At 55.9% G+C, this 21,327-nt stretch carries 15 protein-coding genes; 10 read left to right on the plus strand and 5 right to left on the minus strand.

Annotated features, from left to right (window positions below):
* The coding region (locus RE6C_RS32425; protein ID WP_201766873.1) for a hypothetical protein at nucleotides 1-226 on the plus strand (226 nt) is incomplete at its 5' end.
* A gap of 102 nt (nucleotides 227-328) precedes the next feature.
* Complete coding sequence (locus RE6C_RS08185; protein WP_008655531.1) at nucleotides 329-2,476, plus strand: FAD-dependent oxidoreductase; 2,148 nt, start codon at nucleotides 329-331, stop codon at nucleotides 2,474-2,476.
* Between the two features lie 131 nt (nucleotides 2,477-2,607).
* On the opposite strand, the gene RE6C_RS08190 is transcribed toward RE6C_RS08185, so the two are convergent.
* Complete coding sequence (locus RE6C_RS08190) at nucleotides 2,608-3,615, minus strand: DUF1573 domain-containing protein (protein WP_008655535.1); 1,008 nt, start codon at nucleotides 3,613-3,615, stop codon at nucleotides 2,608-2,610.
* Nucleotides 3,616-3,993: 378 nt separating this feature from the next.
* Between RE6C_RS08190 and RE6C_RS08195 the strand changes: the two genes are divergently transcribed.
* Entirely contained in the window at nucleotides 3,994-5,802 is a 1,809-nt protein-coding gene (locus RE6C_RS08195) for a hypothetical protein (protein WP_039961584.1), read from the plus strand.
* Here RE6C_RS08195 and RE6C_RS08200 read toward each other — a convergent pair.
* A complete protein-coding gene (locus RE6C_RS08200) occupies nucleotides 5,792-7,267 on the minus strand; it encodes a serine/threonine-protein kinase (protein ID WP_008655537.1) in 1,476 nt (491 codons plus the stop codon). The two genes, RE6C_RS08195 and RE6C_RS08200, sit on opposite strands and share 11 nt — an antisense overlap.
* Before the next feature lie 310 nt (nucleotides 7,268-7,577).
* Between RE6C_RS08200 and RE6C_RS08205 the strand changes: the two genes are divergently transcribed.
* Complete coding sequence (locus RE6C_RS08205) at nucleotides 7,578-8,462, plus strand: DMT family transporter (RefSeq protein ID WP_039961586.1); 885 nt, start codon at nucleotides 7,578-7,580, stop codon at nucleotides 8,460-8,462.
* Nucleotides 8,463-8,503: 41 nt separating this feature from the next.
* Here the strand turns inward: RE6C_RS08205 and RE6C_RS08210 are convergent, their stop codons facing one another.
* Nucleotides 8,504-9,547 (minus strand): alpha/beta hydrolase, encoded by a 1,044-nt coding sequence (locus RE6C_RS08210; RefSeq protein WP_008655540.1) that lies wholly within the window; start codon nucleotides 9,545-9,547, stop codon nucleotides 8,504-8,506.
* 200 nt (nucleotides 9,548-9,747) lie between these two features.
* Between RE6C_RS08210 and RE6C_RS08215 the strand changes: the two genes are divergently transcribed.
* Together RE6C_RS08215 and RE6C_RS08220 are read left to right on the plus strand one after the other, a co-directional pair.
* Entirely contained in the window at nucleotides 9,748-10,968 is a 1,221-nt protein-coding gene (locus RE6C_RS08215) for a bifunctional 3,4-dihydroxy-2-butanone-4-phosphate synthase/GTP cyclohydrolase II (RefSeq protein WP_008655542.1), read from the plus strand.
* Between the two features lie 98 nt (nucleotides 10,969-11,066).
* A complete protein-coding gene (locus tag RE6C_RS08220; protein ID WP_236618029.1) occupies nucleotides 11,067-11,522 on the plus strand; it encodes a hypothetical protein in 456 nt (151 codons plus the stop codon).
* Here the strand turns inward: RE6C_RS08220 and RE6C_RS08225 are convergent.
* Together RE6C_RS08225 and RE6C_RS08230 are read right to left on the minus strand one after the other, a co-directional pair.
* Nucleotides 11,435-12,496, minus strand: a complete 1,062-nt coding sequence (locus RE6C_RS08225) for a hypothetical protein (protein ID WP_008655544.1) — start codon at nucleotides 12,494-12,496, stop codon at nucleotides 11,435-11,437. The two genes, RE6C_RS08220 and RE6C_RS08225, sit on opposite strands and share 88 nt — an antisense overlap.
* Before the next feature lie 41 nt (nucleotides 12,497-12,537).
* On the minus strand, nucleotides 12,538-15,678 hold the full coding sequence (locus tag RE6C_RS08230) for a hypothetical protein (protein ID WP_236618030.1): 3,141 nt from the start codon (nucleotides 15,676-15,678) through the stop codon (nucleotides 12,538-12,540).
* A 430-nt stretch (nucleotides 15,679-16,108) separates the two neighbouring features.
* Here RE6C_RS08230 and RE6C_RS08240 point away from each other — a divergent pair, with 430 nt between their 5' ends.
* The 4 genes from RE6C_RS08240 (at nucleotide 16,109) to RE6C_RS08255 (ending at nucleotide 21,324) form a co-directional block, all read left to right on the plus strand.
* On the plus strand, nucleotides 16,109-16,333 hold the full coding sequence (locus tag RE6C_RS08240) for a hypothetical protein (protein WP_007324422.1): 225 nt from the start codon (nucleotides 16,109-16,111) through the stop codon (nucleotides 16,331-16,333).
* A gap of 15 nt (nucleotides 16,334-16,348) precedes the next feature.
* Nucleotides 16,349-18,394 carry a DUF4129 domain-containing protein gene (locus RE6C_RS08245; RefSeq protein ID WP_008655550.1) on the plus strand — a complete coding sequence of 682 codons (2,046 nt, stop codon included), beginning with the start codon at nucleotides 16,349-16,351 and terminating at the stop codon, nucleotides 18,392-18,394.
* A complete protein-coding gene (locus RE6C_RS08250) occupies nucleotides 18,391-19,449 on the plus strand; it encodes a hypothetical protein (protein WP_008655553.1) in 1,059 nt (352 codons plus the stop codon). The genes RE6C_RS08245 and RE6C_RS08250 overlap by 4 nt, the downstream gene beginning before the upstream one ends.
* Before the next feature lie 87 nt (nucleotides 19,450-19,536).
* Nucleotides 19,537-21,324, plus strand: coding sequence for a hypothetical protein (locus tag RE6C_RS08255; RefSeq protein WP_008655555.1), 1,788 nt, complete (start codon nucleotides 19,537-19,539; stop codon nucleotides 21,322-21,324).
* Nucleotides 21,325-21,327 lie beyond the last annotated feature (3 nt).

Below are 21,327 nucleotides of genomic sequence, written 5' to 3' on the forward strand. Positions count from 1 at the left end.
GCTCGTGCTCGTGCTCGTGCTCGTGCTCGTGCTCGTGCTCGTGCTCGTGCTCGTGCTCGTGCTCGTGCTCGTGCTCGTGCTCGTGCTCGTGCTCGTGCTCGTGCTCGTGCTCGTGCTCGCCGTACGATGGGCTTCCAAGCCCGTCGAATTGAAAACCCGAGGCGTGCCACCGACGGCTCCATCCGGTGCTACATTTCATGAACCGCACCTAACCGTCGCTCCGTGACTGGTCACGCGTGTTCCCCAGGAATTCGGCTCTGGATCCATTCCGAACCGAGCACAAAGTCCTGAGACCAGCTCGAAGCGAGCCTGCCCCAAGGAAAGCCCCATGTCAAACCGCCCAGATCCGCTTCCTGATTTCCGAATTTTCCTCGCTGTCGCTGCGATTGGCTTCCAAACGCTCCTCGCAACGTTTCCCGCCCAAGCAGCCAAGCCGGAAACCAACGGCAAACCTTCGCATGAAACGTCGGCAGATGTGATCGTCTACGGCTCGACTCCCGGCGGATTCTGTGCCGCGATCGCTGCCGCTCGCGAGGGAGCCTCGGTCATCTTGCTCGAACCGACCGATCATGTTGGCGGTTTGAACACGGGTGGCTTGAGTCACTGCGACTCCAACCAAATGGTTCGCAGCACGCTGATAGGGTTGTTTGATGAGTGGCACACACGCATCGTGAAGGATTACACCGACCGTGGTTTGCCAGCACCGTACAACCCGGCCAAGAAAGACCAATCGCGGTGGACGTTCGAACCACATGTGGCCATGCGCGTGACCATGCAAATGCTGGACGAAGCCGGGGTCACGGTCCAGACAAAGCGTGCTCTGCAATCGGTCACGAAGGATGGGCCACGCATCACTTCATTGAGCACGGCGAATGAAATCTTCACTGCCAAGGTCTTCGTGGACGGCACCTACGAAGGCGATCTGATGGCCGCCGCGGGAGTCGATTGGACCATCGGCAGAGAAGGACGCGAGGAATACAGCGAGTCTTTAGCAGGCAAACAAACGCCAAAGCCGAGAATGAACATCAACGGCTTCGACGATCAAGGCAAACCGCTTCCGCTGATCACCGCGACTGATATCGGTGATGAAAACGTCGGTGACAAGAATGTCATGACCTACAGCTTTCGGCTGTGCCTGACCAAGGAAGCTGACAACCGGGTTCCGATGCCCAAACCAACCAACTACGACCCGGCCAGGTTCGAGATTGTCCGTCGGGCGATCCAAGCTGGTGAAACTCGTATCGGCTTCGACCTGTATCCGCTGCCCGGGAACAAACTCGACGGAAACAACTCAATCGGCGGTCAATTTTCCATCGGTTTGATTGGCGGTGGAAACGACTGGCACGCCGCCGATGAAGCTGGACGAAAAGAGATCTGGGAAGCACATAAACAGTACACGCTTGAGTTCTATCACTTTCTGACCACCGACCCTGCCGTACCAAAGTCGATGCGGGAACGATACGCGAAGCTCGGACTATGCAAAGACGAATTCGCCAGTCACGACCACTTCTCGCCTGCCCTCTACGTCCGCGAATCTCGCAGAATGAAGGGGCAGTATGTCATCAGCCAAAAGGACATCCTCGAAACTCCTGAGAAAGTGGATCCGATCGCGATCTCGTCGTTTCCAATCGACTCGCATGATTGCCAACGGATTGCACTTCCAGGCGGTGGCGTGATCAATGAAGGGACAATCTTTCCCGTCCGAAGAACGAATCCCAAACAAGGCTACGCCTATCATGTTCCCTACCGATCGATCCTGCCGCGTAAGGAACAGTGCGACAACCTGTTGGTGCCGGTCGCGCTATCTTGCACGCACGTCGGGATCTCATCATTGCGAATCGAAGGAGCTTGGATGGCAATCGGCCAAGGCGCCGGTGTCGCCGCGGCGCTAGCGGCGGATGCGGATTTGCCTGTCCAGGATCTGGCTTACGAAAAGCTTCGCAAGCGTCTCATCGAACAAGGTCAGGTTTTGCAACTTCCAGAAGTGCCAGAACCCGCGACTCAGAGCGAGTCAATCGACAAAAATTCGTTGCCGGGAATCGTGCTCGATGATTCGCAAGCGAAACGAACCGGCCACTGGTCACGCTCGACAAACTTCAAACCTCACATCGGAACGGGCTATCTCTACTGCGGCGAGAAAGACTCTCGAGCGAAGGGCGACGGGAACACGACCGCCACGTTTCACTTCAGAGTCCCCAAGTCAGGACGGTATCAAGTGTTGATGGCATACTCGGCTCACGAGAGCCGATCAAAGAACGTTCCTCTCACGATCTCCAGCGGTGACGAACAAGTGTCCTTCCACGTGGACCAGACCATCCCGATGCCATCCGGAAAACACTTCCGCTCCATCGGCACCGTTGCTCTATCGGCCGAGACCGAGACCATCATCCGTATCACGAATGCTGACACGTCCGGGTTCGTAATCCTGGACGCCGTGCAACTGCTGCCCGTCGAAGCTGGGGCAACAACCGAGTGATGACTCGCGGACGGTTCTTGGCAAGACGTTCGTTGAACGCATGAAAAAAGCCTGCGATCGAAACTTTCCGATCGCAGGCTTTTTGTTTTGCTTCGCAGCTGACGGGCCCGACATTTCTCGAGCTTGCGCTGCTACTGAGCCTGAGCGACTTGTTCTGCGGCGATGTTCGCCGTCACGATGGCTTTCGCGGTCACGGCGTTTTCGCCACGAGTGCGAATCACCATGGGAACTCGTTGATTGCCTCGAGCGGAGTCAGCGGTCAATGTCAGGTCGACCATGTGGATCATTCGCTCATCTTCGCTGGCCGAGAATTCCACTTTCCAACCTTCGCATTCGATCGACTCGATCGCGAATGGCTTGCGACCTCGGATAGCCAAACGTTGCGAGACACTGTCTCCCTGTTTGATTGTTCCGACGGCGATGGATTGCGGGGCGATCGACAGAGCCGATTCGACGGTGCCGATCACACGCAAAGGAACGTTCGGCATGCTGCGGTCGTTGGTTTGAACAATCAGCTCGTCTTGGAAGTAGCCTTCGGGAGCGTCTTCGCGAACTTGGACAGACAATTCGTAGTTGGCTTTGCCGGCACCGCGTTCGGTTTGTTTGAAGGATGGAACCAACCAAGGTGTGTTCGATCGGACGTCAACAACCTGCCAATCGCTTCGGCCGGCGTAGAACAACTTGGTCGATCCCGATTTCGGTTCGCCTTGGTTGATCGTTCCCAATTCAATTGCACCGGGGTGAAACACCATGTCGCTGCGGATGTAACCATCCACTCGCAATTGGATTTCGCTGTAGAAAGGTTTGTCGATCACGACCGTCAACGTCGCGCCTTTTTTGCCGCGAAACGTGGGGGTGTTGAACCGAGCCAAGATGGAACCCGATTGGCCGGGAGCAATCGTCGCGGTTTCGATGATCGCCGTGGTGCAACCACAGCTCTCACGGACAGACCGGATGTGAAGATCCGAAGTGAACGTGTTGACGACCGGGAATCGAAATTCCGTCTTCGACGCTACCGCGACGGTCCCGAAGTCGTGCTTTTTCACTGGAAACACAGTCTGAGTCCAATCCGCTTTCGCAGACGAACCAAGGGCTGCACCCAAAAAGACAAACGCTACCAACAACACTCGACTGTTCATTCGATCCCCTCCTGAGGGGAGCAGCAAGGAAACATGTTCACGTGAAATGCTCATCCATCATGCCCATCCGTCGGCATAGGCTCCGACGTTGACCATTTGCTAGCAACAACGCGAGGGTCGGGTGCGTCCACAATCGATCAACGATCTTCGCTGAATCCTACCGACATGCTTCAAATGGACAAGCTCGATTGGGGGGAGAATTCAGGGAATCGCTGGATTTTCAAGGAATCCTTGAAGAATTGCTCATTCAAATTGACGTTGTTCCCGACGGCATTCATTTCGTAGCGTCTGGCCGGTCGATTGTCCCCCGTCTCCGATGCCAGGTTCGTCATGTCCTCGCCACGTCTCCTCCTCCCGCACACGTTCACCGAATGGTCCTTGCGACCATCGTCGCTGACACGCTCGGGATTGGCTGTTGCCTTGTTGGCCGCCGGACTCACCAGCCTGGGATGCCATCGTTCGCGATTGTTCTCACCGCTGAACGGCAGGTCCAGTCTCGAAAGGCACGCCAATCAGGGACCATCGGACATTTTCATCTCGGGCGAAGACGCGACACCCGAGACGCTCCTGGAAGAAGTCCCGCAACGACTCGCAACCGCGAAGACTCCGATCACACGAAAAGATTCGGGATCGACATCCGCGCCCAATGCAAACACTGCGCAACCTGAGTCCAGGCAGGCGACCGCCCCGGCACCCGGTTCAGACGACATGTCGTCAAATCAACTCGGCGCTGCAACTCGGCAGGTCAGTTACGTCAGCGATTCACCGTCAATCGCAAACGCGAACCGAGCCGCTCAACCGAAGAACCACCCCGCCGCGAAAGAAGCCAGCTCACCGGACACTTATGCGGGCGTTGACGTCAGCATGATCCAAGACGCGCTGAAGAATCACCCTCCTGAAGTGCAGCGTGAAGCGATCCGCCGTCTGATGGCGATGTCTTACAAGAAGGCAAAACCAACCAACCAACCCGCCAGCATCGATGACATTTTGGAAGCGTCATTGGATTCGCTGCCAGCACTTCCCGACGAAGTGGTCGACCGAGGCCTGACACCACAACGGATCGCGGCGGAGTACCATCCCAAGACTTCCCTCGAGCCCGCGTCCGACACAATCGCAGCAAACGAACCCGGTGCACCCGCATCACCATTGGAATCTGCGACCAACAACGTGGCCCAAGCAGCTCAGCCAATCTCTGAGTTCAACTTCACCGATCAAGTTCTCGAAGACATCTTCGACGAAGAGTCGTTCAGCATGAACGACACCGAGGACTCATCGTCACAGTCCGAGGCACCCGCGTCATGGAACTTCTCTGACAAGACCGCTGCCACACCGGAAGCCACACACACTCTGTCGGACCACATTGAAACAACGACCGACAATGGCAACGTCGTCAAAGTCCAACAAGTCTCGGCAACCGAACTGCCCAAGACGCCAGCATCGTCCGCGGTTGCTCCAGCGGCAAACGTTGAATCGCTCAGCGACTCCGAACTTTATGACGCTCTGCTGAAGCGACTGGGACAAGCCGAACCAAACGAATCAGAGGCTCAGAAACAACGCCGCCAAATCATCAAGCGTCACTTGATGGTTCTGTCCGGTGACCCAGATCGTGCGGTCGACAAACTGGAAGGTTTGACCACGCAAGAACAAGAGTACCTGCGTCATCAATTGCTCGGCCTTTGGACCATCATCGATCCGAATGGGCACCCCGTTTCATCGCGACGCTTCAGCTCGGCACTTCCGCAAATTCGTCAAGCGACCGAGTTCCTCGCGGCGGCTACCGATTCACTTGATGTTCGCGCCTTGGAATTCTGCACCGAGATCGAAGCGTACGGCCAAGTCAAACCGTTTCCGAAACGGCAGTTTGATCCCGGTCAACAAGTCATCTTGTACTGCGAGATTGAGAACTTTGTGGCCAAGCGGAGCAGCGATGCCGGCAAAGAAGGCTTCGAAACCATGTTGCAGGGCAGCTACGATCTGCTTGACGATTCAGGACGCAGAGTCGCTAGCCAATCGTTGCCCGTCGACAAACAGCTTTCAAAGAACAAACTTCGTGACTACTTCATCGCCTACCAGATGTACTTGCCTGAGTCCTTGGAACCGGGAAGCTATCGGTTGCGTTTGACGATGGAGGACGTTCACGGCAAGAAGTATGGCCAGAACGAAATCGAGTTTTCCATCAAACGCTAGCTCGATTTCGACGCCAAGCGGTCCAGGCTCCCGCAGCGAGCATGCAGCTTTGAGCAAAGAACGCGGGCGCAATCACCAGAAACACGAGGGTCGTCGCCACCACTCTCCCCTCGTAGAGTCTCAGCGTGGTCCCGTCGCTGAACAAGTTGGTCGCCTGAACTATGGACCAAACCAACGAGATGGCGCTCATGAATGCCAACCATCGATAGTTTTTGGTCTTGCAAATCATCATGTATCCGGCGTGAGCACCCAGCAGGTGGAAAGGCATGACCACCAACACGACAAAGAAGATGAACTCCGGCAGCGACTCCGCCAGACCGGGGACATGCAAATGTCGCTGCCAAACGAAGATCGCGCCGATCGCGGCCCAAGCCCAAATAAAGAAGTTGATGCCGATGACGGCCCAACCAAAAACCTTCGCCAGGGATCCATGGTACAGCTCGTACCCAAAACGTTCCATCAGTCCGGGACTCTTCGCCTCAATGGGTTCACCATCGATCAAACGTTGTAAATCGGCGGCTAAAGCTGAGGCTGATTCATAACGCAGATCCGGATCACGTCTCAGACACTTCAAACAGATCGCCTGCATCGCATTGGACAAATTCGGTCGATGTTTTTGCGGACCTTCGATTGAAGTGTGATGCAGCATCAGGACCGCTTCGGCAAAACTTTCCGGTGCTAAAGGCGTGGTCCCCGTCAGCATCTGATACAGCATCACGCCGAGCGAATAGATATCGCTCTTCGGTGTGATTTGACGATTGCCAAACATGGCTTGTTCAGGCGCAATGTAGCGAGGCGTGCCCGCGATTCGAGTCGTCGTGGCGACGGTCGAATCCGTGTGTGCACACAACCCAAAATCTAACACCACTGGCTTTCGCAATTCGCCGCTGGAGGTTTGCTGCATCAGGATGTTCTGCGGCTTGAGATCTCGATGGATGATCCCCGACTCATGACCATACTGAACGGCGTTTGCAATCTGAATCATCAACTCGGCCGCTTGCGATTCAGACATCGGAGCAGATAGCCCAGCCAACCAATCGCCCAAGTGTTGCCCGGTCAGATAGGGCATCACGTAGTAGTGCAAATCGTCTTGTACACCACAGTCGTAGATCGAAATGATGCCGGGATGATCCAAGCGAGCGGCAGATTGAGCTTCCTCCTGAAATCGCCGAACCGCAACCTTGTCACGGACAACTTCGGGACGAGCAATTTTGATCGCCACATCACGTTTGAGTTTCTGATCATGCGCGAGGTAAACGATTCCAAACCCGCCGCGGCCAATCTCTCGCACCAATTCGTAGCCGCCAACATGCCCCTGAATCTGACGAGCGGACCAAATTTGGGGTGCGTCGATTGCACTGAGCAAAAACGATGACTCCCCGACCACAACGGTCGCTTCCGAATCCGCACCGGTGTCATCCCGGGTGCGTTGATCGTCGCTGGTCAGGTCGGTGTTCTTTTCCATACGAAGTGTTTGAGCAGAACGAAAATTTAGGAAGTCGCAGCAAGTCAGGGAATACCTGCAATTCGCTTCGCGGCCAATGATTAACACCGTGCGATTCTTAGGCCAATATCACAGGAGCGGATACCATCCCCCTGAATTCTCGTCGGGAATCTCGACAGCACAAGAACGCCGGCAAATTTCGCCCAAACAGGACGCACTTGAAACTGAAGGTCAGCGATATGGTGACCTGCCACATCCATGCGATCGAATCAAGAGCTCAGCCCCGCGTTTCAACTATCGCGTCGGGGCGACGAGCGGTATCGTTTCCGCCATGCACCTATTACTTCCTTTGCTGGCCAGCATCCTCTTCGTGTGCGGCCTGATCTTTGTCAAACGAGTCAGCCGATCCGACGTCCGCCCCGATGGCGTGGGCCAAGTCGCGTTGTTGTTCTGCGTGAACATGGGCAGCGCCGGTTTGATGTCCTTGCTGTGGTTGTTCGACGGACCGGAGACGTATTGGCTGAATTGGTGGCAACCCGCCATCGTGGCAGTGCTGTTCATGATGGGGTTGCTATTGACGTTCACCGCCGTGGAAGTCGGGGACGTGTCGATCGCAACGCCGGTGTTCGGCGTGAAGGTCGTCTTTGTCACCTGCCTGCTTGCATTGTCATCGGCCAACGGAGTCCCCAGTGCGATATGGGGTGCGGCGTTGCTGGCCGCGACCGGCATCGCTCTGATCCAGTGGACGGGACAACATCACCCAAGGCGAATCGGACTGACGATTCTGCTCGCTCTTTCGGCGGCGTGCTGCTACGCCACGTTTGACATCTTGGTCCAACGCTGGTCTCCCGATTGGGGATCAACACGGTTCCTGCCTGCCGTGTTCGTGATCGTCGCGGGTTTGTCGTTGCTGGCTTTGCCTTGGGTTCGTTGGAAACCGGTCGTTTCCAACGGCAACTGGAAGCTGATGGTTCCGGCCGTCATTTTGCTGGCCAGCCAAGCGTTCTGCATCACCATCGCGGTCTCGCTGTTCGGCGATGCGGCGCGACTCAACGTTGTCTATTCGCTTCGTGGCCTATGGGGTGTGCTGCTCGCTTATGCGGCCGCGAAAATTTGGGGCGGTGACGAAGCCAACCTCAGCGGCAAACTCCTGTTGACGCGTTTGTCCGGCGCGGCGTTGCTGACCCTGGCCGTTGCCTTGGCCGTCTTGGGCTGATCACAACCAACTCGGATAAGACAACTTTGCCGATTGGCAAACTAACGCTGCAGAAGGTGTTTGGTGAAGAAGTCTTTAATGTGTTGTTTCGTCTTCGGATGAAACAAGGTCATCATGTGCCCTTGGTTCTCAACCACAGTCAGCGAGACCGCGACACCAGCTTCCATCAACGCAGCCGCGAATTTTTCGCTGTTCTCAATCGGCACCAACAAATCCTTTTCGCCGTGAATCAACTGCGTCGGCGGATCGCCCGGTGACACGTGCGCGGTCGGCGAAGCTGCCACGTAGTTGTTCGGGACTTCCCGCGGTGTGCCACCCAAAAAGTAGCTCAACCCCGCGTTGTCATCGGGAACGATTCGGAAGTCACACGGAGGACCACCGGCACACACCGCGGCGATGGGTGGCAAGAGTTCCCAGCGTGGGTCGTCGCGTGGCCACTCGCTGGCCAGCATTTGCGTGGAGCGTTCTTCGTTTCCCAACACTCCAATCAACGCCGACAGGTGGCCTCCCGCGGAATAGCCAAACATGCCAACGCGGCTCAAATCGATTTTCCAATCGTCAGCATGCTCCACCAATTGCAGCAGGACCTGCCGAACATCGTCAACCTGCCGAGGGAATTGGTGCTGTGGTGCCAATCGATAATTCATGTTGACCACGATAAAGCCCAACTGGGCCAGCCGATCGCAATACGCTCGCAGAGTCCACTTGTCACCGATCGCCCAACCGCCACCGTGAATCATCAACACCGCCGGCCGAGGCTCACCTTCCACGATGACTTCACCGGCATCGCTGGTCGTGATCGTGTGCTGGTCAGATACCGGAATGTGCAAGTCAAACAATCCGGCGGTTCCGTCTGACTCGCTGTATCGAAGATCGAGAAATTGCCGCACTTCGACGGACTGGCCCGGGTCTTCCACTGCGTCGCTGGTTTGAACGGCGGGTACCGGGTCGGTCGTGTTCTTTTCGGTGGCGGCTTCAGCCACGGGATCCGCATTTCCACCATCCGCGGACCAAGCCGGAGTGGATGCCAGAACCAATCCCCAGGCAACCAAGCCACCCACTTGAGCCAGCAGAAGTTTCCGCATCGAGCACTTCCGTGGGACGGCCCCCCGTAAATGCACCAATGAGGTCGAGCGACGGATTGAAGAAGTCATCTGCGTCATATTTGGGTCCGTAGGCGAGGTTTGCACAACACGTATAATAGAGCTAGGTCCATTGCCGAGTCATTGCCATTTCGACGCAGTGGCTTCCACCTTCCCCCCATCGCCGACCTGATCTGCCCAATATGTCATCCTCGATTGAGTTGAACACGATTCCCGAAGCCGTCGAAGCCATTGCGCGAGGCGAAGTCATCATCGTGATCGACGCGGAAGACCGTGAAAACGAAGGTGACTTCATTTGTGCGGGCGAAAAAGCCACGCCGGAGTTAATCAATTTCATCCTCGGTGGGCGTGGACAGTTGTGTGTTTCGGTCCTGCCGGAAGTCTGCAAACGCTTGGAATTGACCCCAGTCGTGCCGCAAAACAACGCCCCGCTGCAGACGGCTTTCATGACGCCGATCGACATCGCAACGGCGAAAACGGGAATCACGGCGGCGGAACGCAGCGAGACCATCCGTCGTTTGACCGACTCAGAAGCCACCCAAGAAGACTTCGTGCGTCCCGGTCACGTGTACCCGTTGCTGGCCAAAGAAGGCGGCGTGCTGCGTCGCGCCGGACACACCGAAGCCGCGATCGACCTCTCTCGCATGGCCGGGCTGGCTCCCGTTGGTGTTCTGTGCGAGGTGCTGAACGAAACCGGCGACCGCGCCTCCCGCGACGACCTGGCTCGACTGGCCAAACAACACGATCTGAAGATCATCAGCATCGAACACTTGATCGCACATCGACGCGTCAGCGAGAAACTCGTCAGCCGCGCCGCCACGTCGGAATTGCCGACCCGATACGGCGACTTTGAAATCATCGTTTACGAAGTCAACTACGAAGCACAAGAACCAATCGCGATCGTGTTTGGTGACCTGACCGCTCCCGGCACACCACCACTGGTTCGAATGCACAGCAGTTGCTTCACCGGCGATTTGATCCAGTCGCTGCGTTGCGATTGCGGCGACCAACTTCACATGGCATTGGACATGATCAGCCGCGAAGGCCGTGGTGCGTTGATCTACTTGCCGCAGGAAGGTCGCGGAATTGGTTTGGCACAAAAGATTCGTGCCTACGCATTGCAAGACAAAGGCATGGACACCGTCGAAGCCAACCACGCACTCGGATTCAAAGCCGACATGCGTGACTACGGCGTCGGACTGCAAATCCTAAAAGACCTCGGTTTGTCGGAGGTCCGCTTGCTCACAAACAACCCGAAGAAAACGAAAGCGTTCAATCTTCGTGGCTTTGACCTGAAAGTTGTTGACCAAGTGCCGATCGTTCCACCAACCAACGAACACAACGTTCGCTACTTGGAAACGAAACGCGAAAAGATGGGTCACCAATTGCCTCCGTTGTCGTGAGCCCCTCCACGGAAAGCTCAACACGATCGGACACAGCAATCCCGTTGCGATGCGTCGTGTTGCATCACCGTGTTCCACAACCCGCGACCGAACATTCATTGACGAACGACACCGTCTCTCGTGGTGATCACCTTGATTGGATGTTCGAAGTTACAGACGGTGGCGAGCTATGGACGTTCGCGACTCCGGTCATCGACCTGAACTTTGCGAAACTGAGAACCGATCATCAGATTCCGATGACTTGGTTGCCGGACCATCGCCGTCGATACTTGGATTACGAAGGTCCCATTTCCAACAATCGAGGCAGCGTCACTCAGATCGCACGCGGAACGCATCGAGTGGTCACTGCCGCACTGGAGACCGCCGCGGAACGGGCTGTGTTCCGCACGAGTGTCGAATTGGAACGGGTCGTCGACTCAGTCTCGTCAAGCAAGATGCAAAAGTTCCAACTCACCTTCCAGCGTGATCACTGGAACTGCGACAGCGATTCGTCTGAACGAGTCCGCAAGATGGCGGGCGTTGTGTGGGATGGCTTTCTGACCATCCAACGTTGACCGGATGCCTTCGTTCCCGAGGCACCAGAATCAGCGTGACGCTGATCGAAGCCCCGGTCGCTTGTCATGAGCTCTTCGTCGGAGCTTTGTTCAAGCTCGACGTCTGCGGAAGCTGAACGACCATCCGTCGGTTTGCTTTGCGATTTGGTGGTTTCGTTTTCTGTTTCATTCGAAGGTTGTGTCTGTTTGCGAAACGACACAAACCGATGCAGTGGACCACGAGGTGAGTAGAAATCCTGCGCCAATTGGCCGGCTTGGCCAGACAATCGCAAGCGTCCGGCGGTCAAACTCACCAGCTCGATGACCAAGGGTGCAAAGGCGTAGTGCGGGTCTTCTGGTGGGATATGCACCAAAGCGATCGGTCCATCCTCGGTGAAGTCCCAACGAATATCCAAATCCCCCAGAGCGGCCTCACGACTGATACGACGAACAAACGGTTCGAGTGGCAGCGGAAGCGCGCCAGCTTTGAGATCTGACAAGTGAATGGCCAGCAGGTTGGGTTCTTCGGTCATCTCCACCGACAACCGGCAAGACACCACCGTGTCCCAACGTGATGACTGATAACGAACGGCAGCCAGAATTTGTCCGTCTTCGATCGCAATGGCTGGTTCGCGAACGCCACGTTTTGACAATCGATCAAAACGTTCCGGCAACTGATCGGACAACCAAGCGTTGATTTCGTCTTCGCTGAACGAAGCGTTCCAAGAACCACGTCGCGAAAGATCAGACTGCAATTGTTCGACATCGAACTGCAGCTGATTCCTGGCGACCTGCATCGCTTGATCAGATTGATTGAACGCCCGCTTGTAGAAATCAGGCACCTGTCGCGATTGCCACACGGCCCAATAACTCACCATCCCGCCAACGACCAAAGTCACGGCTAACACCACGGCGACGAGTCGCCCCCAAAAACGAAGGGATGACCGACTGCTCTTCTTAGCGTTCGCAGTTTCTGATCGATGCGATTGGGACATAAGCCAAACCTCGGAAGGGCGTTCGACTGATCAAGTAGGACTCAAAATCTTAACGACTGCGGTAACCAGTTGCGAATTCTGTCGGTTACACCATTGTTCTGCATGGGCGAATCCACCACAGGTGGCGAATTCGCCGGTTCAACGGGGGGGCGTTCACCATCCGGTTTTTGGGCCGGCATGTTATTGAACAATGGTGAAGTCGCTGACAAACCCGCTGTGTTGACCGCCGCCAAAGATGCTCCACGGTCGGCGGCTCCGAACGTGCGGGGGGTGGCCGAAACCGTTGTCGCGGTCGCTCCGCTGAACCCCGGCTCAACCAAAGGTCGGTTCACCTCAGCGCGTCGGGGATCCGTCGATCGACGCTTGGCAAATTGAAGCAACTGCTTGGCCCAAAACTGGTTCAACAGCTGGGCGGGTGCTTTGATGTCATCACGCTGCAATCCTTGGACAGCCAGATAAGCCAAGCTTTGAATCTCAGCTCGTTCGGAACGGCTGGCGAACCAGTCCGTCACAAAAACGTCATCCACCCAAATGATTCCGTCCGACAAATTGTCGATCGTCACTCGCAAGTCCCGCGTGTTCTCAACATCGATGTTCAACCACTCCAGGACCACGGTTGAGTCTTGCCACTTGCCATCGACCGGCACCTCGACCTCGCGAGAATGACGGCATGGTTGTCCGTCGAGCGAGCCTTCCAAAGCGACCCGCAACGTCAGCGTGTTGGATTGTTTCTCATTCGCATTTGTGCGAGCTAAATTGCCGGTTCCGGGCTGGTTTGCTTGAGCCCACGCGGAATTCCGCGAAACCGGATTGCCAATCGGCGAAGTGCTCTCGCTCGGCTTGGCAACTTCTTTGCTCGGTTCGCGAAAACCTCTTAGTGCCATCGAGATCGCGACGCGTCCGGCGTTTGGAGTGGCAATGTTTTTGCTGATCAACCAAGCCTGAGTTCCCGACGAATCACGCGCAGCCAATCGAACGCTTTGTTCGCCACGGAACGCGGATCGAGGATCGAGTTTGACCGCATCGGCGGGATGCTGAGCGTGCATCCAATTGGGAATGCCCAACCGCGTACTCGCATCCGTCAGACTTTTTTGTTCGAAACCACCGTTGGTGAGCAAGGACTCGGGGGTCTTGAGTTTGGGCTGCGGCGCCGATGGCTTTGGCGAACGCAACAAAGTGGTGCTGGCTTGAATCACACGACCGGGATTCCAACGATCAATGGAAGATCTCGCGGGCGCGCCCTGAGTATCGTTTGCTTCAGGGGTGACGTTCAATGATCGAGGCAACCGATCCAGCTCACTCAGCAAACCAACATGCTCGACCACCATCGTGACTTGTTCGGTGATTCGCGGAATCATCGTGGCGGGGTCGGATACGTAACCCGTCCACGCCAAATTGCGAGGCAGCGGCGACTCGCTCCGGCAAATCACCATCTGACCTGGTGGCAATTTCAATCTCGCTCCCAGCGGTGTTTGCTCGGGCACCGTCAGCGTCAGACGACCGGCATCGTCACCCGCATCTTTTGACCAATTCGTTGCTTCCGTTGTGGTGAGCGTGATGCTCATTGACCACGGTGCACGATTGACCAGTACCAACGATTGGCTGGCGGAATGCGTCGCTACTGTCACCAAACCATCGATCGATTTCTGTTTGCCTGCGGACGCTTCGGCGGAAACCAACGACAGCTCATCGCTCCAGTTTTTCCATGCATGACATGCGGCAACTCCGCTGGATGTGTCGAGCATTTCCAGATCCGCCAGCACGAATCGTGATGCTGACAAAACGCTGGATTGCTTGCCCGATGCTGAAACTCCGTCCCACCATCGGATCCATTGCTCGTCCATCTCTTCCGTCAACGCTGCATCGTGACTGAAAGAGGAGGACAGCTCTGTCGTTGCGGATTTTCGATGCCCCAACCAAACCGCGTCCGCTGGACCGAAGGCTCCACCATCAACGACTTGGAAGTGACTGCTCAAACGCGGTGGGGGCTGTCGTCGCTGATCTCGCAGAAGCCAAACTTGTCCGATCGCCCGCTCCGATTGGGAACTGCGAATCTCAGTGAGTGCTTGTTGCAGCGAAGGAACTTCCGCGGCGATTTGATTTGCATCCTCGGTCGAAGAAGAATCCGCGGTCGCGTTCTCGACCAAGATCAAATGCTGATCATTCAAGTCGGCGATGATCGGCAGCAAGGCATCGGTTCCATGATGATGCCCACATTGCCGGCAATGAATCGTGTCCGATTGCCATCGCACGACAAAACCTGTCGCTCGGCCATCACCCCAAAACTGATTCCAAATTCCCACCAGTTCGTCCACCGGCGCACCACATGGCAAACGCGGTGGTTCCAGCCAAACCTGGCCGTCCGCTTGGACCATTTCTTCGGCGGCTAAACGAACGAGCAACGCGTCGTCCGTCGGATGAAAATCGTTTGTCTCTGTTTCTGATGGATCGCTCGGCGATACGGTTGCGATCGGCAACACAATACCATCCACGCCCTGTTCACGGATAGCTTTGATTTCCCGTTTCACGCACTTCAAACGTGCTTGCCAGATCATTGCGTCTTGAGAAAGCGGTGCACCTTCACTTCGCCATTTCCAACTCAACAGCGAGCGTTCCTCTTCGGACGCTTCCGCTGTCGCGGTTGAGCACCATGATCGCAACGTGGGCACATCGACATGCGTCATCACTTGACGCGTCGGAATCTTCTTCGCGGCAAGCTTGCCAGCGTTGCTTTTGCCGACGTTGCTTTTGTTGGATGCTGCTTCTGTGGGCTTGTTCTCGGGCAAGGCAACGACTGTCCAACTGCGAACAACATCAGTCGCGTCGCTTTCGGTCAGCGAATCCAATCGCAGCCAACGTTGCCAACCGGAATGATCTCGTGGGACGCGCATTTGCACGTCATAGATTCCTGGTTGGGTGATCGTGATCGGTTCTGAAACCGTGTCTGGCGAAATGGCAACTTGCCCGATCAAGTCATTTGTGTCGGCGGATCGGATGTCCAGTCGTCCCGACAAAGTCAATTGACCAACGGGGCCGTCGACGGAGGTGGATTCGTCATCCGTCGAGTCCACTTCGCTTTCGATTCGGAATCGTATGACTGACTCATTCAATTCACACGAAGGAGTGCCAAAACGCGGCAAAACGACGATTTTTTCGCTGGTTTGCGCGAGGGCGTCTGTCACGCCAAAACTGCAAACCACGAAACCAACCAAACATCGCCAAACCGCGATTGCGAAAGGATCGCAGAAAGGTCGCCACACGTCGCGACCAAAGTCGTTCCGCCATGTCGTTCGAGCGTTCGTTTCGCCTTGCCCCATCACTTAAAAACCAGTTTTCGTGAAAACCACCACCAATCTGAGTGGTTGATTCGGCGGGTATCAACGGCATCCACCTTGGACCGTCCAACGCCAAAGTACTGGTTTCATCACCGTTGTCACAAGACGGTTTTCGGTGGCTGGGCGCACGCAAAAATCGCCCCCATAGAGGCATACTCACCACCCTTGACGCGTAAGAATCACCCCGAAATCAGCTGTAATCGATGTGACAAAATCACTAAGATAAAGGGAGTTCCGCAACCCAGTGGAGGAGCATATGAGTGCCCAATGGTATTACATGAGCCACGGATGGTTTCATACGACAAAACGGATCGGTCCAATTAGCGAACCCGAGTTATTGCTTCGCATCGACCGGGGGAAAATCTCTCCCGAAACGCTGGTGCAGAGCTCAAAGACTCGGCAGCGTTGGGTTCCAATGAGTACGATTGAACCTGCCATGCGGCGATGGAAACAATCGCATCCCAACGAAGCCGGTGACGCCGCGCACGGGCAGGCCAGCTAGCAAAACGGCATCTTCTTGAGCCGACTGCATCACACCGCCGCCGACTACGCCGCCATCGCGATCGCGCCGGTGCTGATCTTCGTGATGCTGTTCAGCCTGGCGAGCTTCTTGTGCATCGTCCTGTATTCGGGTGGATACTCGGGCGCGTTGGTGTGGACGATGCTGATGTACTCGATGGGAGCCACCGCGGTCGCTCGAATCACCATCGAAAATGACCGTCAGTACTCGTCTCTGTACGCGATCGCGCTCGGTCTCGCGACGGTCTACGTCTTGGTCGCGTACGTCGGTGACCCGATCTTTTCGATTGGGATCGTGTGGATCGTCGGATATTTGGCCGACAAAATCGTTCACGATTGCACAATCGTGGATGATTCCATCGACAGCAGTGGCCAAGGTTTGGTCGACAGTGGTTTGTCGTTTCTCAAGCTTCGGCGGCAGCAACACCAAACCGCGGCCTCACCATCCAAACCGAAATCGGACGACACAGATGCGTCGGCCAAATCCAAACGGACCAAAAAGAATCCTGCCGCCGGCCATCAACCTGGTCGAACGGTGTTGTGGTTGGCACTCGGTGCATTGCCGCTGTTTGGCCTGGGCCAGTTCTTTCTTGGCGGTGATTCCAAATCGTGGAACCTCGCCAGAATCCTGCTGACGCTGTATCTGTTCTCTGCGTTGTCGCTGTTGGTCGTGACATCGTTTCTGAACCTTCGTCGTTATCTGCGGCAACGCCAAACGGAAATGCCTCTGGATGCAACGATCGCTTGGCTCGCCGGCGGCATCGTCATCATCGGGCTGATTTTGATGATCGCCTACGTCGCTCCACTGCCCGGCAAAGCAATTGCGTCGCTAAAGGCACCTGAGTTCCTCACCAACCGATCGCCGTTGTCCGCCAGCGAATATGGCTGGGGTGATGAAGGAGCGGAGATCAGTGACGAAAACGACGCCAAATCATCTGAGACCGGTCCGGACGGATCGCCCAGCGGCGAAACTCAATCCGGGGCAAAAGCGGGCGGGCAAAAGGGCAATCGCGAAGACGGACCGGCAGGAAGTGACCCTGGCGGAAAGAAACAGGGAAAAGGACAAGACCCCGGCAGCGATCAACCTGCTGGCGGTGAAAAGAACAACTCTAAAAGTCAATCGACGTCCAGCGACTCCAAGAACTCAGGCAACCAACAACAAACAAAGACCGAGCAAAACAGCCAACCGTCGCAAAGCCAATCGCAGCAAAACCAGTCCCCTCAATCAGCAAACGAATCCTCTTCCGATTCGAGTCCAGGAAGCGAATCCAAATCGGACGCATCCAAATCGGACGCATCCAACTCCGCAGGCGATGATTCGAAAAGCGGCGAACAAGATTCCTCGAACGCTGAATCCGACTCGGCGAACGAATTTCAATCGTCCAAGAACGAATCCGCTGAACAATCCAAGCAAGAATCTGATCAATCGAAACAAAACAACGAGCAGTCCCGGCCGCCATCAGAGAACCAAAACCAGAACTCGAATCAGCAGAAGGAACCACTTTCGGCTCGGTCCAAGCCGCCACCGGACCGTTCGCCTCCACTGAGTGGCGTGTTCAGCACCATCGCGGGAATGCTGAAATGGTTGATCTTCCTTGGTTTGTTTGCATTCATCGCGATTTTCATCTTTCGCAACTTGGACGCCATCATGGCGTGGTGGGACAGCCTGTTTGCGGAGGAAGATCGAGAAACGACCGCGCAACAACCTTCCCCGAAGAAGCTCCAACCCGAGACGCCGCCGCGACCGTTCTCATCGTTCCGCAATCCGGTGGGCGATCCCGATCCGCGCAAGGTGGTGGTGGTGACTTTCCAAGCCTTGGAAGCTTGGTGCCGCGAACAGGGTGTCGAACGATCGCCGGATGAAACTCCGTCCGAATTTGTTCGACGAGTCGCGGTGCAATTCCCCACGCTGGGTCAATCTGCGATCCAGGTCGTCGATGCTTACAACCGAATCGTTTATGGTCGTGCAGCGGCCGCGAAAAATGATGTCGAGGCCGCCAGTTCCGTATGGCAAGTCTTCGCTGGTGGCATCCGCACTTCATGACCTCGCATTTGCACTCCCCCATTCACACCAAAATCGCACGCATCACGGCGCCGTGGATGTTTGCGATTTCCGTGTGGTTCTTGGTGTGCCAAGCGATCTTGATTGTGATGTGGGTCGACGTCCCCAATCTTCGCGAAACGACCACCCAAGCTCACGCGGAAGATTACGTCCTCCGGGTTGATTCCACCTACTTAGGGATGTGGTTCGAACGACTCGCCATTCTTTCGATGGCTGCCATTTGGCCGATCGTGATCATCGAATCCATCTATCACTGGATCATCCGGCCGAAGTCTCGCTCGATGCGATGGTTTCACTTCTTCACGTTGATGTTCTGCATTTGCCCGTCGCTGCGGATGTGTGCTCGCAGCTACGAAATGCACGGTCAGCTTTGGTTGCCGGTCATGTCATGGCAACGCACCAACAAACGACTGCGTCGCCGTTTAGCTCAACACTTCAGCGTTCCCATGATTGGCATCGCGTTGCTGATCTTGCCCGTGTTGGTCACGGAATTCTTTCTCAAAGAACAAGTCGCTCAGCATCAATGGCTGCGAATCGCATTGCACGTCGGCACCGGCGTGATCTGGTTCGCTTTCGCGGCTGAATTCATCCTGATGGTTTCCATCGCCGAGAAAAAGATCCACTACATCCGCCAGAACTGGGTCGATCTCGCGATCATCTTGCTGCCGTTTTTCTCTTTCTTGCGATCGATGCAAGCGGTTCGCGGAACCCGGTTGGCGAAGCTCGCGAAAATCCCGCAAATTGCAAAGCTCGCGCGGGCCTATCGCTTGCGAGGCACCGCTCTAAAAGGGTTTCGGGCCCTGGTGATCTTGGGCGTCGCAACGCGGCTGTTCAAAACCGACAAGAAACGCCAAATCGAACGGCTGCAAGCTGAATTGGCGGTCGCTCGTCGGGAAACGCGATTGATCCGGCTCGCGATCGCTCGATTGGAGCGGGAAATCCAGGAGGAAGCGGACGACGAAGCCGAGATCGCGGCGGGAGTCGACGATCCGGGCAGCCACGGCGACGCGAAATTATCCGAAAAGAATCTCGCCTAAATTGCCAACATTGCTGAAACTTCGGCGAATCCGCCTGGGTACCTTTCTTCGTAGGCGCCCTGTTCTTGAGATGACACGGCCTTACAGTTGAAGCTCTTGCCTTTCAATTTCCAATTTGATCCGACAAAGGACGCACCCGTGAGATTGTCGTACGCCCGTTTCCAACCCGCCCGCCCAGGCGTTTCCCGAGTTGCCACGTTCGCGTTGGCCGCTCTGGTCGCTATTGCGGGTATCGCATCACCGTTCACTTCGGTGACGGCTCAAGAAAAACTGATTCCCGGTGGCGGCAGTGCCGTTGCGGGACAATCCACTGAACCAGTCGTCGTGGTCACGCTGGGCAGCATTGATCAATTGACTCGCGACCTGAACTACTTCAGTGGTGCGATCGGCCAACCACAATTGGGCGGTATGTTCGCCATGATGGCCGGAACCTTCACACAAGGTCTCGACACATCCCAGCCCGTTGGCATTGTCGTGCCATTGATTGACGGTGCACCCGAACCCATCGCCTTGCTGCCAACATCGAATGTCAAAACCGTGCTCAAACGCATGGAAGCTCAAGTCGGTCCTGCCGACGAGCTGGACGACGGCACAATGGTGATCGCCATCGGTGCCAACACAGTGTTCATTCGCCAGGTTGGTAACTGGGCAGTCCTGGCTCGCAACCGCGCCGTTTTGGACCGTGCTCCCGCCGACCCATCGGCCCTGATCAGCGAAATGGGAGCTGAATACGACATCGCGGTTCGGTTGGACGTTCAACAAGTCCCACCGCCAATGCGCGACGCTTTGATTGGACAAATTCGCCAAGGATTTGACCAAGCGATGAAGCAGCAACAAAACGGCGACGAAGCCGCAATGGAATACGCTGCCCAATCGATCGAACAACTCGAACAAGTCATCGATCAAACCAAAGAACTGATGATTGGAATCGACATCGATTCCGCCAATCGTCGCGTGTTGTTGGAAACGGAATTCACCGCCGTCCCAGGTTCCAAGCTGGCTCGCATGTACGACGGACAAAAGCCCATTCCATCGGCTTACAGCAGCGTCGTTCGCGACGATGCGGCTGGCTATGTTCACTTCGCCAGCTCGATCGGCCCCGAAGCTCTTGAACAAGCACAAACCAGCGTCGACGGCGCGATGCAAATGTTGGGTTCGGCCTTGAGCCAAACCGACAAGCTGAGTGAATCCGAGCAAGCCGAAGCGACGGACATGATCCGCCGTGTGGTGGAACTGATGATGGATTCGGCCAAAGAAGGCAAATCGGACTTCGGTGCTCTGTTGCTGACCGACGCCAACAAACTTCAATTCGCTCTGGGTGCGTTTGTATCCGATGGCGGAGAAGCAGCTAGCATCGTCAAAGACGTCGCTGCAAAAGTCCAAGGCCGTGGCGACGCACCTCGTTTCGAGTTCGACGTCAACAACTACAAAGGCGTCAACATGCACTTGGTGGAAGCCGACGTGCCCGCTGACGAAGACGAAGTTCGCAAGATCTTTGGCGAACAAGTTCGCGTTCACATCGGAACGGGCCCCAAAGCAATCTACGTTGCACTGGGTGACGACAGCCTGCCTTTGATGAAACAATTGATCGATTCAGAAGCCACTCCAGTGGCTCCATCAGGCAACACGTTGATGCAAATTCAAGTCAACCTGATGCCGATCCTTCAGTTCGCTCAATCGGTCGAAAACAACGACGCGATCGCCGCCATGATCGACGCTCTTTCACGAGCCGATGACGCGGGCGAACTGCGAATCGTTTCCGAAGCCATTGCCAATGGTCAAATCAGCCGCTTCGTCATCGGTGATGGCATGCTGCAAGCCATCGGTGCGGCCGCTCGACAAGCTCAGCAAGCCAAGATGAACCAAGGCTTCTGAGTG

The organism is Rhodopirellula europaea 6C, from assembly GCF_000338295.1.
In the GTDB taxonomy this organism is placed as follows: domain Bacteria; phylum Planctomycetota; class Planctomycetia; order Pirellulales; family Pirellulaceae; genus Rhodopirellula; species Rhodopirellula europaea.